This window comes from Endozoicomonas sp. PH6C (assembly GCF_059322965.1).
Window position 1 is genome coordinate 2,899,320 of sequence record NZ_CP185342.1, and the last position, 17,079, is coordinate 2,916,398.

14 protein-coding genes and 2 pseudogenes are annotated in these 17,079 nt (G+C 48.6%); 9 read left to right on the plus strand and 7 right to left on the minus strand.

Going from position 1 to position 17,079, the window contains the following annotated elements:
* Positions 1-75: 75 nt before the first annotated feature.
* From ACOMG9_RS10895 to ACOMG9_RS10920, 6 genes are all read right to left on the minus strand, one after another.
* Entirely contained in the window at positions 76-435 is a 360-nt protein-coding gene (locus tag ACOMG9_RS10895; RefSeq protein ID WP_448216913.1) for a type II toxin-antitoxin system RelE/ParE family toxin, read from the minus strand.
* 3 nt (positions 436-438) lie between these two features.
* Positions 439-717: a type II toxin-antitoxin system Phd/YefM family antitoxin gene (locus ACOMG9_RS10900; protein WP_448216914.1), complete on the minus strand. Its 279-nt coding sequence runs from the start codon at positions 715-717 to the stop codon at positions 439-441.
* A gap of 86 nt (positions 718-803) precedes the next feature.
* Positions 804-2,312 (minus strand): restriction endonuclease subunit S domain-containing protein, encoded by a 1,509-nt coding sequence (locus ACOMG9_RS10905; protein WP_494530248.1) that lies wholly within the window; start codon positions 2,310-2,312, stop codon positions 804-806.
* Positions 2,312-4,450 carry an HsdM family class I SAM-dependent methyltransferase gene (locus tag ACOMG9_RS10910; RefSeq protein WP_448216916.1) on the minus strand — a complete coding sequence of 713 codons (2,139 nt, stop codon included), beginning with the start codon at positions 4,448-4,450 and terminating at the stop codon, positions 2,312-2,314. Before ACOMG9_RS10910 ends, ACOMG9_RS10905 begins: the two co-directional genes overlap by 1 nt.
* 55 nt (positions 4,451-4,505) lie before the next feature.
* Complete coding sequence (locus ACOMG9_RS10915) at positions 4,506-4,901, minus strand: hypothetical protein (RefSeq protein WP_448216917.1); 396 nt, start codon at positions 4,899-4,901, stop codon at positions 4,506-4,508.
* Positions 4,898-6,280, minus strand: a complete 1,383-nt coding sequence (locus tag ACOMG9_RS10920; protein ID WP_494530249.1) for a hypothetical protein — start codon at positions 6,278-6,280, stop codon at positions 4,898-4,900. Before ACOMG9_RS10920 ends, ACOMG9_RS10915 begins: the two co-directional genes overlap by 4 nt.
* 211 nt (positions 6,281-6,491) lie before the next feature.
* Between ACOMG9_RS10920 and ACOMG9_RS10925 the strand changes: the two genes are divergently transcribed.
* From ACOMG9_RS10925 to ACOMG9_RS10940, 4 genes and pseudogenes are all read left to right on the plus strand, one after another.
* Entirely contained in the window at positions 6,492-6,653 is a 162-nt protein-coding gene (locus ACOMG9_RS10925) for a hypothetical protein (RefSeq protein WP_448216919.1), read from the plus strand.
* Between the two features lie 120 nt (positions 6,654-6,773).
* On the plus strand, positions 6,774-7,340 hold the full coding sequence (locus ACOMG9_RS10930) for a PD-(D/E)XK nuclease family protein (protein WP_448218634.1): 567 nt from the start codon (positions 6,774-6,776) through the stop codon (positions 7,338-7,340).
* Between the two features lie 2 nt (positions 7,341-7,342).
* A pseudogene (locus tag ACOMG9_RS10935) lies at positions 7,343-7,393 on the plus strand (hypothetical protein); the annotation flags it as partial.
* Positions 7,394-7,399: 6 nt separating this feature from the next.
* Positions 7,400-7,657, plus strand: coding sequence for a hypothetical protein (locus ACOMG9_RS10940; protein ID WP_448216920.1), 258 nt, complete (start codon positions 7,400-7,402; stop codon positions 7,655-7,657).
* A 132-nt stretch (positions 7,658-7,789) separates the two neighbouring features.
* Here ACOMG9_RS10940 and ACOMG9_RS10945 read toward each other — a convergent pair whose 3' ends face one another.
* Positions 7,790-10,300, minus strand: a complete 2,511-nt coding sequence (locus ACOMG9_RS10945) for a CoA transferase (protein ID WP_448216921.1) — start codon at positions 10,298-10,300, stop codon at positions 7,790-7,792.
* A gap of 561 nt (positions 10,301-10,861) precedes the next feature.
* On the opposite strand from ACOMG9_RS10945, the gene ACOMG9_RS10950 reads away from it, so the two are divergent.
* The 5 genes and pseudogenes from ACOMG9_RS10950 to tnpA all read left to right on the plus strand — a co-directional run.
* A complete protein-coding gene (locus ACOMG9_RS10950; protein ID WP_448216922.1) occupies positions 10,862-12,442 on the plus strand; it encodes a BCCT family transporter in 1,581 nt (526 codons plus the stop codon).
* Positions 12,443-12,502: 60 nt separating this feature from the next.
* On the plus strand, positions 12,503-13,663 hold the full coding sequence (locus ACOMG9_RS10955; protein WP_448216923.1) for an iron-containing alcohol dehydrogenase: 1,161 nt from the start codon (positions 12,503-12,505) through the stop codon (positions 13,661-13,663).
* Positions 13,664-13,888: 225 nt separating this feature from the next.
* Positions 13,889-15,385 (plus strand): CoA-acylating methylmalonate-semialdehyde dehydrogenase, encoded by a 1,497-nt coding sequence (locus ACOMG9_RS10960; protein WP_448216924.1) that lies wholly within the window; start codon positions 13,889-13,891, stop codon positions 15,383-15,385.
* 120 nt (positions 15,386-15,505) lie between these two features.
* Complete coding sequence (locus ACOMG9_RS10965) at positions 15,506-16,453, plus strand: LysR substrate-binding domain-containing protein (protein ID WP_448216925.1); 948 nt, start codon at positions 15,506-15,508, stop codon at positions 16,451-16,453.
* 317 nt (positions 16,454-16,770) lie between these two features.
* Positions 16,771-16,995 (plus strand): annotated as a pseudogene (gene tnpA, locus ACOMG9_RS10970) (IS200/IS605 family transposase); the annotation flags it as partial.
* Between the last annotated feature and the right edge of the window lie 84 nt (positions 16,996-17,079).

A 17,079-nucleotide genomic window follows, 5' to 3' on the forward strand; every position in this document is an offset into this window, starting at 1 on the left:
CACGCCCTGCCCGTTCTGGCTTCTGACCATATTGCGCAGCTGCGCAATAGGGTCGTGAAGGAGGCCGGTTCAATGTCATTCCAGCAGCCGCTTTTTCAGCAGACTCTGTAAATCCCTGCGGCTATCAATAACGGTGAACACAAAGACCGACTGTTCCCGAATCTGGTAAATAATCCGGTAAGGTGGATGAGACAGTTCCCGGTGAGTTTTCATACCTGCGGCCAGCATCTCCGGTACCCAATGGCCCCGCTCAGGCATAGTGTTCAGGGTGCTGATGGCATTTTGCAGTTCATCCAGCCAGGTCAGCACCTGCTGTTGTCCGGTTTTCTGCAGCAGGAAACGGCTGATATCCTGTAAATCCTGTTGTGCCCAGCGGGTGAGGTAGACAGTGTAAGACGGACTTTCGGTTGCCCCGGACGGTTCAGGTTTGCTCATCAATTACCGCTCGCCAGACTCTATCTGTTGTTTAAGCCGATTGAAAAACGCTTCAGCGGGTTCGGTATCGCCCTGTTCGATCTGTTGCTGACCAGTGGCCAGAATTTTCAGCAGTGCCAGTAACTCCTGCTGTTGCTGGTAGCTATCGGCATCGAGAATGACGGCGCTGGCCTCGCCGTTCTGGGTAATCACCATGGGCTGGCGGTTTTCCCGGATTTCGTTAATCACCGCTGAGGTGTTTTTTTTCAGATAACTGATCGGTTTGATTTGGTCCATACGCATGGCGTCCTCCTGATGAAAGTCTTATAAAGTGCCTTTTAAGGTTCTTAATTATAGTCCTTAAAAGGCGCTTTGTAGCAAGGGCGGATTTACTGATCCGCCGCTTCCTCCAGCAGTTGTTCCAGCTGGTCAATATCCGGGAACAGGGGTTCGCCTTTGCCATCGAAACCATCGGTTTTCAGGCGTTCCAGAAGGGCGCGGTTGGCGGTTGCGCTGGATTCGGCTTGGATTAGCTGTTGTTCGGTGAGTTGGCCTTCGATCAGGGCTTCGACCAGGAATTTGGCTGCTTGGGTAAGAGCTTTGCATGCCCTGATGCAATTTTCCCGGTCTTTCAGTATTGCCAATAATTCATCAGCAGCATCAAGAATGAACTGAGGAATAGGTAGCTTCAGTAATTCATCTTGGCCTATCTGCGGTTGGACAGCTCCATAACTGATCTTGTGTTGAAGCACATTACCGGCTTCTGAATTCAAAAAACTGGAAACAGCAGCAGCGACTGATTCTGATTTGAACTCTAGCTTAATAAGGTGGCTGCTGATAACGGCATGCTTGTCTCGTTCATCTACTTTGACAGCATTGCCAATAGAACCTGTTCTAACTGCCAGAACGCAACGCTCATTGATTTGTGCTTTGTCAGGTATGTCCGCTTCTATACTGATTTTTGGTGATGTACTCAGGTCAAGTCTGCCAGAAGAAACCTCAGAAACCGTAATGTAATCAACACCAGTTTCTGTAAAGCTACGTTCCTCAAATCCATTGCTAATTTCTGCAACAAGTGTGTAAAGCGGTACGCTGTTTTGATGGGCCGCACGCAGAACTTCCAAGGCCCTGTTTCCGTAATATTTAGGATCAAGTCTTGGTGTTAAATCTAAAACATTGGGACGGCTGATATGTTTTGACTTAGTAGCCAAAGCCATTTTTATTTCATCAGAGGATGTCGTTTCTGCCAAATCATTCTCAATCTCTTTCGCCCAAGCCCTGAGCCGCTCGGCCTGACGGACTTTATCGCCGATGTATTTTTCAACTCGTTTATCACACTGAATAATTGGTAGGCCTCGAATATGAGTACTGGAGATGCTTATTTGTCCTGTACTGCCATAAACTCCTTTTTCAAGAAGGCGTTCTCCCCAATAAGAACGAAGATAAGCGGCTACAAAAGCAGAGTCACCATTCGATATCGAAACTTTAAATATAAGATCGTCGGTATTTAAAGGTTTTTTACCGCAGAAAATCGAAGCTCGGCCAATAGTACCTGTACCCTTTCGAGTAATAACAAGATCTCCTGGATTAACTTTGAATTTCTTATGCGCTTTGGCAAACGCTGGATCAACCAGATCTCCATCGACATCAATGCAAAGCAAATCAGCTGTATGCTTCGATTTAAGGCATGGATCACCATTGTGTCCAAAAGTTGGAGTTGGGCCTTGTCTAATTATTTCCCTACATAAACTTTGAAGTGACGTATGATTGAATGCCTGCACTTTATCGTAAGCTGAAGTGATTTCAGGACGATAGGTTTGAGCTGTGAGGAAGTCATCAAGCTGATTAGTAGAGATTCGGTTTATATGATGCGTTTCGCGCAAGGTATCAACAGACATCACTCACCCCGCCTATAAGCACCAACAATCTTATCCAGATCATTGGAAACACCCGCGGAGTAATCCTCCACATTATTCTTCACCAGATAGCCCAGAGTTTCAGCCACAGCCATAAATACATCGCCCTGAGGTTCCGGCAGAAAACGATCTTCATTCTCAGGATCAGCCGGACGTTTCTGCAAATAAAGAATAGAGGTTTTGGCACCCGTACCCGACAGTTTAAAGGTATCTGCTGGCAGACTGACTACGGCTTTAACAATGGCCTTACCGCCCACAAACTCACCGCTTTTCTCATCCTTTTTGCCCATAATGTATTCCCGCACATAACGGTCACCGGAGTTGCAGAGAATGCCATCGGGCAGAACAATCAACAGACGACCGCCGGGTTTCAGCAGTTGCAGGCAGCGGTCAATAAAGAGTACCGCCGGATCAATGGAGCCGCCTTTTACCTGCTTCCACTCGCCACTTTTATTGGGTTTGCTGCCCAATGCCAAACCTTTAGGAGAAGGGCGTAGCTGGTATTTGGCTTTTTTGCCGTTGGAAACATTACGCAGGTCAGTTCTGAAACCTGCCCAGAGTGGATTACCATCGTCGTCTTTAAACAGGTCGCCAGTATCTTTCCATTCCATTCTTTCATAGTCGTAATAGGCGTTATACGATTCCACCACCTGCTCAGCAGGACGGAAACCACCCAGCACCTGCTCCATATTTTCTTCGTACTGTTTTTTGGATTCCTTGCCGCGCTTGTCGCTTTTGAACTTCGGCGTACCAAAGGGCGGGTTGGTGCAGATCAGGCTCAGGCTATTAGGCTTCAGGGAGCGGCTGGTCAGGGAGTTATCGGTATAAAAAATCTTGGCTTTGTTTGCCCCCTGCAAGGCCATATTGACCCGCGCCAGCATCACCATGCGTGGGGCGGCATCAGCACCGATAAAGCTGTTGTTCAGCATATCTTCCCAGAGCTTGTCACGCAGGTTGTCCTGCATGGGCAGTTCATCCAGAGCGGTCCTTAAATGACGCATGGCCACAGAACCAAAACCGTAGGAACCGCAGGTAGGATCACCAAACATAAATACCGGATTACCATCGGCATCACGGGCGGTTAACTCTTCCGGGGATTGTTCTTTGATATCGTGAAACGCCATTTCCAGCATGGCCTGTTTCACTGGATTGGGGGTCAGGTAAACACCCAGTCCGCCTTTGGATTCAAAGTTGGCACGCAGGAAAACATCGAACACCCGACCCAGTAAATCGCCGGACATATCTGCCAAAGTGCCTTGCTCTTTGTTCGGAACCGGTAGGTTGCGGTTATCAGTTACCGGCCCCAGATCCTGAATTGCTTTTAACAGGGTTTCGTAATTACGGGGTTGCACCAGACGCAGGTGGGTTTTCTCATCAAAGATCGGGTTGCGGTTGCCTTCATCATCGACCACCACATAATCTTTATGCAGTTTCAGCTCATCAAAGGCTGCCTGAATCTGATGTACGGCGGTGTCTCCTTTATCTGCCACGTAGTGATAGTTGAAGACTTCACGCAAATTCAGCTGCTGACCTTTATAGGTAAAAGTCAGGTTCTCACCGTAATGCAGACGGAAGGATTCCAGAAACAGCAGCTTGGCCACTTCTTCAATAATGTCGTTTTTGTCAGACACCTTATCTTTAACGGTCTGGTACACTTGCTCGTGGAAATCATCCAGTCGGTGCATCAGTGTCGTGTAGGTTTTCATGGACCAGCGAAAGGTCGGGTCTTCATTCAGTCGCTGATGTTCTCGCATCAGTTCCACAGAAGGGATTTCATCAACGGAATGGGTGCCTTGTTTGCCAAACAGGCTGAAATAAACATTTTTGTGGGTGGCAGTGTCGTGCAGGTGGGCAAATACCGGCCAGTCTCCCGGAATGCTGGCGCAGAGTTCAATGGCCAGTTCTTCCAGTCTGGTGGGTTCGGAGTAATCCCAGTGCCCTTCATTCAGGGCGATCAGCAAGATATGCGGTGTATCGTTACCCTGGTGTTCGCCCCAGACTCTGGCAGCCTGGGCAAAGTCGTGAGTTTTTGGCAGATCATCGCTGCGGTCGTATTGCTTCTGGCGATATTCGCTCAGAAGATACTGGGCGTTGAATTCTGTCGCTGTCTGGTCAGACATAGGTTGTTCCTGTTTAACTGTGCGCTATTCGTCGTTAAATAATGCAAACGTGTTTTCAGTGCCTGCGGACAAAAGGTCCCATCAGGCTTAATTCAGGGTGCTGGTTTACGGCAACTTTGATTTGTTCAATAGTGACCATTTCAACCGGAAGTTTTTGAAGCAGAGCATTGATTTGAACGCGCCCGCCCAGATTATCGACGGTCTGTAGAATCAGGCTGCCCAGATCGTCGCCCTGTGCTTCGTTACTCGCAAAGCTGTATTCAGGGTTGTCACTGTCGCTGTTCTGGATACTGATATCGGGTAGGGCGCTTAACCACAGTCGCAGTTGCCCTTGATCCCAGCCAGCTTGCTGCCAGAGTTGCTGGTAGCCCTGCCAGAGTTGTTCCAGTGTCTGTGCGCTCTGGCTGAGGTTTCTTTTAATGTTATCCAGCCCTGAATGAATCGGGTTCATGATTTGCCTCCCTGCCAGGCGTGGGCCTGATCAAAAATCTGTTGTAAAGCTGGGGCTAGTTCCGTCATTTGCTGTCGGGCTCTGGCGGCCTTTGTCGTGCTTTTAACCAGTAAGCGGTGCCAGCGTTGGGCTTGTTCGGGGTTTTGCTCAATAGGGGGTAGTACCAGTTTGCGAATCATGGTGGTCGGTACAAACTGTTGCATCGATCCTGTTGCCAGCCGCGACAACTGACTGCGAACAAAGGGGGTTTCCATCATCAGGGCATAGGCTCCCTGGTATTTATGAAAAGCGAGGGTGGCCAGCTGATCGCTGGGCAAGGTTTCCCGATCAGGTGTTTGCTCAATAAAGCCCACTTTAATTTGATGGATAAAGGTTGAAACCAAAACATCGTATGGTTGATTGGGGCGTGGTCGGGTGCGCCATATCATTTCGCTAAGGGGCTGAGGTTGGCTTGAAAGACCAAAATGGTTGTCGATATCCCGGATTCTCAGGGCGCGTGTTCGATTGTCCTCACCTGAGTATTCGGGCTGACGTGGGTTGATAGACGCCAGGTTTTCAAGCAGGCAGGCATTGTATTCCTGCACACATAATCTGGCCATATAGCGTTGCTCGGTATAAGACATCAGCCAGTTATCACCGATATCGGATGCCGGGAATGATTGCCAGCGTTTTTGCCAGGGCTGGTGGTTTATAAACCTTTCCAATCCCTGTTGCCAGTCTTTCATCCACTTGTTGACTTCCTGTCTTAATGCATCCAACTGGTAGCGAGCTTCGGCCAGCTGCCGGTATTGGGCGATAAAAACGCTTGCCGGTTGTTTGAAGCTTTCCGGCATGGGGTTCAGAGGCATTTGTTTAAGTTGTTTGATGCCAACCCGAATCAGAGAGGTAATACGCTCGGAGCTTTCCAGGTAATCTCGATATAAAGGTTGCTCAAGACATTTTGTCAGCCATAAAGCCTGTTCAGGGTTCATTCCCCGAATGATGGCGAGGTTGGCATCGGCAGGGTGTTGCCCGTGTTCAGGCAGAGTGAGTGCTGCTTTGATGCCGCCGACTTTTTTAATCACAACATCCCAGGGCTGAATGCAGAAAGGCTTTGATTTTATAACGGGTGTTTGGGCGTGTTGGCTGTCTGTTTCAAGAATGGAATTCTCGATATGCCTCAGTCTGTAGAACGGCATCTCTTCAATATCATGCTCTGATAAGCCAGCGACTGGCTTCAATGAGGTCCTCCAGCCTTCGATACAATCGCTTCCCAGCTGTTGAATGCTTGGCCAATGTTCTCCCATTTCTGGCAACAGGGCGGCTGGTGACAGGTGATAACTCGCCCGCCAGTCGTCGCTGTTGTCCAGTCTGTTTGCTGTTATGTAGCGGGTTTTCATTGGTTTCCTGGTCCAAATAGAACTCTGGTGTTGGGTTATATTGGCTTATTCTGACTGAATATTCAATATACGTAAAAATGTGAGTATTAATGCGAAAGTAATATTTGCTCTTGTAGTTCTGCATAATCTGATCTAAGTTGATTTTGCGGTTAGACAAAAACACGAGCCTGATCAGCGAATTCCGCCACTCTCACGCAAGGAGCTTGAAGGCTTGCCGCTACTTCCTTCCGAAGAGCAGCGACGGGACTTCAGGAAAGCCTGTCTGAATATGGCGTTATTGCCGATTTTTCAGGCTGACGAGTCGGTTGTTCTGATTCAGCTGGATAATGCACCTAACCTATTGAAGGTCTATCTGGATCAGGCTTTATCCTGAGATAACTGGTCGTTACTTGAAAATGCTTTGCTTGAAGGTCAGGTTCCGGGTTTAAAAAAGCACGCTCTTGGAGAAGCAAAATTTCCGAAAAACCAGAGGTGGTGGACTGTTTCTTCTGGAGTGATTCCGGGCAGAGACAAACATTCCTATAGCAGCCTGTCATCATTACTGCTGAAGCCTCATGAGTACGTTTTGCGATATGGGGCCAAACTTTCTGAGGGAGCAATCAGAGCTGTCTCATTGGACAACCGGCTTAAAGGAAACCTGGGGCACAAGCTGGTTGAGTGCTGGTTCCAGCAAAATATCTGGAGGGGTGAAAAAATTGTGCGATCAGACGTTGAACGCTGGTTGCATGCAAACTTTGATGAATTTGCTCTCCGGTATGCTTTACCAATGCTGGCACAGGGAATGCGGGCAGTAAAACACTTATTTCTTGAGACGATGACTCATTCACTGACCAAACTGCTTGAGCATTTTTATGAAGCAGAGGTTTCTGAGGTTTATGTCGAGAAAACCCTGTCACAGGGTGAGTCTTTCGGGGAACTTGAAGGCGCTCTCGATCTTTTTGTATTGAGAAAAAGCGGTAAATGGGCGGTGATTGATATCAAGTGGGGCAGTGAATCACGCTATTCCACTGAGCTTAAGGAGTCTCGTTATTTGCAGCTGGCAACTTATCAAAAACTCTGACTCTGGCCGGTGCTGGTTCAGGTAAAACTTATAAAGTTGAGCATGCTACGGCAGACAAATTGCTCGATGACAATATTTCACCAGCCAATCTGATGGTTGTCACTTTTACGGTTCTGAAAATTGTTAAGCAGGCACGAGTTAACCGGATTGATGCCGAGGCCTTAAACAAGTCTGCTCAACTCTCGGTCAGTGAATTGGAAAGCCTTTTGCCGCGAACTGATGACTCAGTGACAGAAGTTCGGGTAAGGCTGCTAGTGCCTTCCAAGGTGGCCATGAATGAGCTGGGAGATGCTATACATCATTCCCTTGCATTATGATTCAAAAAAATGGCCGGCAGCCAAAAGTCTTTAATGATGACTTTTGGCTGCGGCCTCATTGGCAGGAGTCTCAAAAGCTTAATTTAATATGCTTATCGAAGAGGGTGACAGGATGTGCCCGCCGCTTGATTGTCAGCTGGGAAGGAACTCCTTGCCCCAGCCTGTACCGGCGATTCCGCGCTCAATCATTGACTCAATAGATTCACTGTCGTAGCCCATTTCAGCTAACACTTCTCTTGTTGAATGACCAAACCTTTCAGTAGGCGTGGCAGCAACGATAACTGACTCTGTGGGTCTAATGGAATAATGGTCGATCTGTGTGATCTGATGGCCGCTGGGATGCTCAGGATAGATCGAGAAGGCAAAGCTGCCCAGGTCGGTACCTGCTTTACCATCAGCAACACGGCTGTATTGCTCTCTGAGATGTTCAATAGCCTGTGGAATGGCCGAAGCCACATCTACCTTGTCCAGCGAGGACTTCCAGTAAACGGCTGGAGCTGTTTTAAAGGCTTCTGCAAGATAATCTGAGAGATTGTCAGCAGTTAATATACCTTTGAGGCCTTCTACCTGATCCAGTCTGCCCAACTCGGTGTCGTTGCTGTCCAGATAAATCCAACCTTCCTGTGTTTCATAGAAGTGAGACAGGGCGTTATAGCCCAGAGCCTGTCGACCTGAAGGCTCATTAAACGCAGCTCTTCCCTGGTAGTCAAAGGCAAAGGGAATCTGTGCCAGGTTGGTTACCGCAGACAAAGACGTTCTTGCCCTGGTAGGCTGACCTGTTTTCTGGCGGTGGAAGAGAGAGACTGCCATAGCCAGTCCACCGGAGAAACCGCAGTTTACGTCCAGAGTGCCGAGGTGGGCGTGTTCTTCCGGAGTCTCACGGCCACCGAAGCGACTCATGATACCACTGTTGGCCTGAATGATGTCGTCGTAACCAATGTAATTGGTTTTTGGTCCGGGCAAAGGGCCGCCTAAACAATCCAGGCGACAGAAGAGAACACCCGGGTTAATGGCTTGCAATGATTCGTGGTCCAGACCCAGAGGCTTCATCTGGCGTTCAGGAGCATTGATAACAACTATATCTACCGACTTGACCAGTTTGTTGAATACCTCACGTCCTTCTTCAGATAGGATGTCGACCAGAGCGCTACGTTTGCCAACGCCGGTCTGGAAGGTAAACAGAGTACCAATCAGAGGATCATAAAGAGGGGTGACCGGGTCCAGCTTAATAACTTCGGCACCAAAGCGAGCCATGAAGGCTGTAGAGTGTGGTCCGGCAATAACATTGGTCAGATCAAGAATGCGCAATCCGTCCAGCCATTGAGCGGGAGCTTTCTTCTGCCTGCGAGCGGCAAACCGATTCTGGTCATTTTCATCAGTGACTGTATTCAGTTCAAAGAGGGCTTCTTCGTAGCAGACATTCTTGCGTGGATTAGGAGTAACCATCTGCTCGGCAAACTCTTCAAGCCAGGCAATGGGGCCAGGTTGTTTCATCAGACCATAGACGGGATCATTAACCTCAACGATCAGGCCAGACTGATTGGTGTGCTCATCATTCACCCATTCCCGGGTTGTTCTGTGAGGAGCGCCCGGGATCTTTCCTTCACCGAAAATTTCACCCCACTCTTGCGAGGTTTTGCTCAGGAACACTTGCTTCATTTTGGCTGAAATAATGTCAGCCCATTTCTTCGGTAATGGATAGACGCCTATGGATGTTTCACCATCCCACTCTCTGATTGGCAGGTGAAGGTCTTCAACATCTGGTAGTCCCTCAGCCAGCAGTTCTTCATAAATACCGAGAGCCTCAAGGCACCGGCGGGCATGATTACGGTGGGATGGGCATACACAGTAGAACATTCGGCCATCGGCGCATTCGTAGGTTCGGTAAAAGGGGTCCAGGTACTCCTGAAGCTCTTTGTAACTGAGATCCATGGGAATGTTGTTGTGCTTGCGATGCCCAATTTCATGTTCACGCATGGTTTTGTAACGCTCTGGTAATCCTTCGACAACGTAAGAGTTATAGGAGAGGCCTTCCATCATGGCAGCAATTATAGGGACTTCAATGTGATCGCCTCTACCGGTTTTCTCACGTGCAGTGAGCGCCAGAACCACTGAACTGGCTGCGAGAGATGTGGCATAGGAAGAAGCCAGTGGCAGAGGAGAAAAGCTTGGGTCCAAACCCATCAGAATGCGGTTGAATCCCATGTCCGTGAAAGCACCAGCAGTTGCTGCAACAACTGCTTCAGTGGCTTTCCATTCCCTTCTCAACTGGTCATTACTGGCAAAACCAGGAATTGACAGTGTGATCAGATCCGGGCGCGACTCTCTCAATTGTTGAAAATCAATGCCCAGACGTTTCATAACGTCGGGTCTGAAGCTCTCAATGACGATATCGGCTTTTTCAATCAATGACAGTGCCCGATCCAAGCCGGATTCAGTTTTGAGGTCAAGCTTCAGGCAGAGTTTGTTTCTATTTAGAATGGCATTGGCGGGATGGTCCCATTGAGGACCTTCGGGCGGATCGATATGGACAACGCTTGCACCCAGATCGGCCAGTACCATGGCAACAGCCGGACCAGCAATCTGCTGACCAAAATCAATAACCCTGACACCATTTAATGGTAATTTATTTTTATAGTGCATCTGGTAATCCTGCTAAAAAGAAGCAGCGCTTCATTAAAATACGGTGCGTTCATTGCACGCGTTTATGCTCGGAAAATGGTATGAATGGATGGCACGATCGACCAGCAAAAAAAAACATCCCTGAGACCTGATTTTTTTTATTGCAGAAAAAGGGCTTGCCATTCTTGCCGTGACTTAAATGAGAGTGTTTTCAAAATAAACTGGCTGATGTCGAAGTTTAATGGGCGTTTCCGAATTGAAAGGTGAATCCCTTCTCTGTTTAGCTATAAAAATAATATGGTCTCAGGTGTCTATTTTATTGTTTCTCATTTTTTTTTCAGCCACTGATAATAAATGCGCGCTCTGATATGCAAATTGCATTTAATGATGCCCCTGAGGATAAATACCCCCAAAAGAAGGGTTGAAAATGAAAAATAAAAATAAAAATGTATCAATTCCCATAGATCAATGCTGTGAAAGTTTCTGGGAGCGCTCGCACCCCACTGCTATGGATCTGGCCTTAAGTCACCATGCCAAGTGTTCCGTCATGGTTGTTCGTGAACCTGGAAAGAGCAAAACATAATGAATAATAATACCACGTCGTATACTGGCTTGCTTTCGGGAGCCAATCCAGTTATGGCCGTTGGCTCCGCTTTACTGATTCTGGCATTTATTGTTTTTACCGTTGCCAATCCTGAATACGCCGATGGTATTTATACTTCGGCAAAAAACTTTATTGCTTCAGATCTGGGCTGGTATTACATAGGGATAATGTCGTTTTTCCTGTTTTTTTCTGTTTGGCTGGTGTTCAGCCGCTACGGCGACATTCGCCTGGGCAGTGATGATGACAGACCGGAGTTCAGTAATTTCGCCTGGTTTTCCATGTTATTTGGTGCTGGCATTGGTATTGGTATCCTGTTCTGGAGCATTGCCGAACCGATTTACCATTTTCAAAGCAATCCGTTCGTCAGCGAAGACGAGGCCATGACAGTCGAAGCGGCTCAGATTGCCATGAGAATCTCGATTTTTCACTGGGGTTTGCACGGTTGGGGGCTGTTTTCTGTGACTGGTCTGATTCTGGCCTATTTTGCCTATCGCAAAGGGCTGCCCATCACCATTCGCTCGAGTCTTTACCCCATCTTCGGTGACAGGATTTATGGTCCTATCGGTCATGCAGCTGACTTACTGGCAGTATTTGGAACAGTTTTCGGTATAGCTACTTCGCTGGGACTGGGCGCACAACAAATGAATGCCGGGTTGGGCCATCTTCTGGGCATAGAAGTGTCTACCACCAATCAGGTGATCCTGATCGCAGTTATTTCGGTAGTGGCAACTCTTTCAGTACTGACCGGGTTGAACAAAGGCATTCGTATCCTAAGTGTTTTCAATATGCATCTGACCATAGTTATTTTGGGCCTGTTCGTCATCTTTGGCCCAACTGCCTATCTGCTGGGTGCATTCTTTACCAATACCGGTGACTATCTGTTGAATGCTGTTTCCCTGGGGTTGTGGGTTGATCCAGAGCCAGATGCTCAATGGCAGGGATGGTGGACCATCTTTTATTGGGGCTGGTGGATTGCCTGGGGTCCTTTTGTCAGCATGTTCATTGCCCGTATCTCCAAGGGCCGGACCATTCGTGAATTTATCCTTGGTGTTCTCGTGGCACCTACGACACTGGCAGCTTTCTGGATCACTATATTTGGTAACAGTGCCTTCTATCTCGAGCTGTATGGCGATGGCGGTGTCACAGAGGCTGTGAACAAAGATATCACTACTGCGTTGTTTACCACCCTGAAACTGCTCATTGAGAGTGAGTTGATGTCCCTACTGATGGCATGCATCTGCACCATTATGTTGGTGACTTATTTTGTTACCTCCGGGGACTCGGCGACGCTAGTAATCTGTACCCTGGTTACCATGGGGGATGATAATCCGCCTGCCAGATTCAGAGTGTTCTGGGGACTGGTGATTGGTGCCTCGGCAGCCGTTCTGTTGCACTCCGGTGGTCTTAAGGCTCTGCAAACAGCTTCTATTGTCGCGGCCCTGCCATTCTCGATCATCCTGCTTCTTGCCACTTATGGACTTATCAAATCCCTGCGCGAGGAGGCTTTACCAGCTGAAGAGGGTTACAGGGTGTCCATGGCAAGAGACGGGCGTTCCTGATAGATATTGGCTGTGCGCTGGACTCGCACGGTCATTTTAGTAGATTAAAAGAGGTTTGTTATGTCTACACGAGTGATTTTGCCCCGCATAATGCAGGTGGGGTCAGGTGCTAGCCTGGCTCTTCCTGATGTTCTGGCTAGTTTGAGCTGTGCAAAGCCTCTCATTATTTCTGATGCCATGATGGTTCAGCTAGGTTATGTCCAGGCATTGCAAGACTGTCTGACAGAAAACGACATTGAGTCCAGTGTTTTTGCAGATACTGTACCGGAACCCACCGTCGGCTCGATTCAGACGGGTGTTGAAATGGCCAGGCAAGGAAACTTCGACTGTATTGTTGCTCTGGGTGGAGGTAGTCCTATCGACAGCGCCAAGGCAATAGCTGTTCTCTCATGCCATGGCGGTGAAATGCGGGATTATAAGTTCCCGAGGATCATGGATCAGCCCGGAATGCCTGTGATTGCCATACCCACTACAGCCGGCACGGGTTCTGAGGCCACTCGAGTAACCATTATCACAGATGAGACCTGTGATGAAAAAATGCTTTGTGTCGGGGCCGCTTATATGCCCACAGCAGCGTTGGTGGACTACAACCTTACATTGACTGTGCCTGCCCGAACGACAGCAGATACAGGTATTGATGCACTGACCCATGCCATGGAGGCCTATGTCAGTAAAAAAGCCAGCTTGTACAGTGATAGTCAGGCTCTGGAAGCCATGCGCCTGATTGCACCGAATCTGCGAACTGCCTACCACAATGGCAGTGATGAAAAAGCCCGCGAAGCCATGATGCTGGGCTCAACCCTGGCGGGTGTCGCCTTTTCTAATGCATCAGTAGCTCTGGTCCATGGAATGAGCAGACCTATTGGAGCTTTTTTTCATGTTCCCCACGGCTTGTCCAATGCCATGCTATTACCGGCTGTCACTGAGTATTCTATTCCTGCTGCGCCCGATCGTTATGCTGACTGTGCGCGGGCAATGGGCGTTGCCGAACAGGGAGACAGTGATGAAGCGGCAAACCAAAAGCTGTTGATCGAACTGAAAGCCCTGAATGATGAGCTTTCAGTTCCCGGGCCACTGGAATTTGGTATTGATAAAGATGCATTTTTTGATGTGCTGGACACCATGGCAGTGCAGGCACTGGCATCCGGGTCACCTGCTAATAATCCCAGGGTGCCTGACGCAGAAGAGATTAAAGCCATTTACCAGCGGCTCTGGGACTGAACCAAAACAAGATAGTCACAAGCTAAGCAGCCTGTCGGACTTAAGACTGTCCTACTGCGGTTGCAATAAATTGGTCTAAAAATCCCTGTTTCTTCGTCAAATAGCTCGCTATTCTCCTCAGAAACAGAGATTTTTATCCTCAATTTCTTGCAATCCTCGCTACGGACGCTTAAGTCCGACAGGCTGCTAAGAAAACCATTTCTGATAATAACAAGAGAGTGAATCATGAACACAGTTGCCCACCTTATCAATGGTAGCGAAGTCAATGATGATGTACGTCATCAGCCGGTTTATAACCCGGCAACTGGTCAGGCTGAAAAGCAGGTTGCTCTGGCTTCAAAAGCTACGGTAGAAGAAGCTGTTGCCGCCGCAGAAGCAGCTTTTCCTGCCTGGAGGAACACGCCCCCCATTAAGCGTTCCCGCATCATGTTCCGGTTCAAGGAACTGCTCGAACAAAATGCCGAACGTATCTGTGAATTGATTGGCCAGGAGCACGGCAAGATTTCTCATGATGCCATGGGGGAGCTGCAGCGTGGTATTGAAAACGTTGAGTATGCCTGCGGTGCGCCAGAGCTGCTAAAGGGAGAGCACAGTCGCAATGCCGGACCAGGCATTGATTCCTGGAGTGAGTTCCAGCCTCTGGGGGTTGTCGCCGGGATCACTCCCTTCAATTTCCCGGTCATGGTGCCTCTCTGGATGTACCCGATGGCCATTGTCTGCGGCAATACCTTTGTTTTGAAGCCTTCCGAGCGGGTGCCAAGTTCAACCCTTTTCGTGGCTCAACTGCTGCACGAAGCTGGTCTGCCTGCAGGTGTCATGAATGTTGTCAATGGTGATAAGGAAGCTGTCGATACTCTACTCCATGATGAAAGGGTCGAGGCTATCAGCTTTGTTGGATCGACTCCTGTCGCTGAGTATATCTACACGACAGCAACAGCTAAAGGCAAAAGATGTCAGGCATTGGGTGGTGCCAAGAACCACGCGATCGTAATGCCTGATGCTGATATGGATAATGCTGTTAATCAGCTGCTTGGTGCAGCTTTTGGTTCCTCCGGCGAGCGCTGCATGGCATTGTCTGTAGCCGTTGCCGTGGGTGATGATGCGGCCAACCAGTTGGTAGGCAAGCTGGCTGAAGCCATGCAGTCCCTGAAAGTCGGTGCTTACAGTGATAGTTCCAATGATTTTGGACCGGTTATTACCCGACAGCATCAGGAAAAAGTAGTCGGTTTCATTGACAGTGCCGAAGAACAGGGAGCCGAGATTGTAGTTGATGGTCGCCAGCCAGATGTTTCTGATTATCAGGAAGGTTACTTTGTCGGTGGCACTCTTATTGACAGGGTAACGCCAGAAATGACCAGCTATCAGAATGAAATCTTTGGCCCTGTTCTGCAGGTTGTCCGAGTCAACAGTATGCAGGAAGCCATGGATCTCATTGATTGTCATGAATACGGTAATGGTACTTGCATATTTACCCGGGATGGCGAAGCCGCTCGTTATTTCTCCGATCACATCAGGGTAGGAATGGTTGGTATCAATGTGCCTTTGCCAGTGCCAGTGGCCTATCATAGCTTTGGTGGCTGGAAACGCTCACTCTTTGGTGATCTCCATGCTTATGGTCCGGATGCGTTGCGTTTTTATACACGTCGCAAGACCATTACCCAGCGCTGGCCTTCGGCGGGTGTTCGGGAAAATGTCCAGTTTTCCATGCCTACTATGAAGTAAGCGAAGCCCAGGTAATAAGCCCCGCAATTAGTTTGATTGCAGTTTTGTTACAAAAAATGAACTGTCTTCAATTTGTCTGGGGATGATACTGCAGGGCTTTGCCCTGCTGTGATTATTACAATGAAAAAGCGACTACCCCCTTTGAACTGGCTGCGCTCCTTTGAGGCGTCTGCTCGTCTGCTTAGCTTTACTCATGCAGCCAATGAATTGAATCTTACCCAGGCTGCGGTCAGCCAACAGGTTAAAGGTCTTGAGTATCAGCTTGGAGTAGCCCTGTTCAAAAGGCTTCCCCGTGGGCTGGAAATGACGGAAGCCGGTATGGCTTATCTTCCTGCTGTTCATGAAGCAGTCAGCTCGCTGGCCGTGGCTACTGAAGAGCTGTTCGGTCAGGGCAGGGACAGATTGTTGACTGTCAGGGTCAACCTGGTGTTCTTTACGACCTGGCTGGCTCCCAGAATGGTCCGTTTCAAGGAAGAGTTCCCTGAGATCGGAATACGTTTTACCAGTAATATCTGGGCAGAGGACAAGGACAGGGAGGCGGACCTTGAAATACGTTATGGCCGGGGCGACTGGCCGGGGCTGAAGGCTGATTGTTTAACTGAGGACGAGCTCTTCCCTGTTTGCAGTCCTGAGTTGGCCAAGGGGCTGCCACTGCCTGATTGTCCGGAACAGCTAACGGATCATACCTTATTGCATGTTATTGGCTACGAAGAAGGCTGGGGGTACTGGTTCAGGCAGTTGGATTATGAATTCCGTGAAAACTCTTCAGGCATGCAGTTTGATACCCTGATTACAGCACTGGAAATGGCGAAGTATGGTCAGGGTTTTGCACTCGGCCGGACGTCACTCGTCGCAGGAATGTTGGCCAGTGGTGAGCTGGTGGCACCGTTGCCGCAAAAAATCAGGGCTTCTGAGGGATTCTATCTCACTTCTCCTTCTCGTCAGTATCTGCATCCCAAGGCAGAAATGTTCAGAAGCTGGGTTCTGGAAGAGAGCCGGAAAAGCAAAGTTTCGTCATCAACGAGTCAGCTAAATAAGGATGCGAAGGCAGCAAATACTGAAAACTGATTGACCTTATCCTCTGGCCACACTGATTCCATTGAGGGATTGGAGATGCGGGTGATGTCCTTGGAGCAGTCAGTTGTTGCCTGTATCTCTGATGATCTTGCATTTCATAACGTGGGACACAGCAAGGAAGCATTGATAGCTCGGCAATTTTCGACTTCGGTTTTCCATATATATGCAGTTTCTTTTAGTCCATCCAGTTTTCGGGATGATTAATCACCAGGCAAACCTCCGGCTATGCTGGGGAGACGCGCATAGGTTATACCGAGGCTTCGATAGCCAACCTCGAAGGTTCCGCCAAGAACCGAGAGGTTTAACTTATGCCAGACTACAAAAGTCTGACTCATACTCGATGGGATTGTAAGTATCACATTGTCTTTATTCCCAAAAAGAGGCAAAAGGTTATTTATGTGAGCTTGAGAAAATTTCCGGGAGCCATTTTCCAGGATCTTGCCAGTCGCAAAGGGTGTGAAATTGTGGAAGGGCATTTGATGCGAGATCACGTTCATATTTGCATTAGCATTCCGCCGAAATACTCTGTTTCAAAAGTTCAAACATAGACAAATCCTTTCCCATTTTAAGGATTATTAAGCCAGCAGGATGAGGTGCTCATAAACGATAGACCATGA

What these genes read in the sequence shown, in the direction of transcription:
- ACOMG9_RS10895 (WP_448216913.1), bottom strand. Translation starts at nt 435, where the DNA reads ATGAGCAAACCTGAACCGTCCGGGGCAACCGAAAGTCCGTCTTACACT.
- ACOMG9_RS10900 (WP_448216914.1), bottom strand. Translation starts at nt 717, where the DNA reads ATGCGTATGGACCAAATCAAACCGATCAGTTATCTGAAAAAAAACACC.
- ACOMG9_RS10905 (WP_494530248.1), bottom strand. Translation starts at nt 2,312, where the DNA reads ATGTCTGTTGATACCTTGCGCGAAACGCATCATATAAACCGAATCTCT.
- ACOMG9_RS10910 (WP_448216916.1), bottom strand. Translation starts at nt 4,450, where the DNA reads ATGTCTGACCAGACAGCGACAGAATTCAACGCCCAGTATCTTCTGAGC.
- ACOMG9_RS10915 (WP_448216917.1), bottom strand. Translation starts at nt 4,901, where the DNA reads ATGAACCCGATTCATTCAGGGCTGGATAACATTAAAAGAAACCTCAGC.
- ACOMG9_RS10920 (WP_494530249.1), bottom strand. Translation starts at nt 6,280, where the DNA reads ATGAAAACCCGCTACATAACAGCAAACAGACTGGACAACAGCGACGAC.
- ACOMG9_RS10945 (WP_448216921.1), bottom strand. Translation starts at nt 10,300, where the DNA reads ATGCACTATAAAAATAAATTACCATTAAATGGTGTCAGGGTTATTGAT.
- ACOMG9_RS10950 (WP_448216922.1), top strand. Translation starts at nt 10,862, where the DNA reads ATGAATAATAATACCACGTCGTATACTGGCTTGCTTTCGGGAGCCAAT.
- ACOMG9_RS10955 (WP_448216923.1), top strand. Translation starts at nt 12,503, where the DNA reads ATGTCTACACGAGTGATTTTGCCCCGCATAATGCAGGTGGGGTCAGGT.
- ACOMG9_RS10960 (WP_448216924.1), top strand. Translation starts at nt 13,889, where the DNA reads ATGAACACAGTTGCCCACCTTATCAATGGTAGCGAAGTCAATGATGAT.
- ACOMG9_RS10965 (WP_448216925.1), top strand. Translation starts at nt 15,506, where the DNA reads ATGAAAAAGCGACTACCCCCTTTGAACTGGCTGCGCTCCTTTGAGGCG.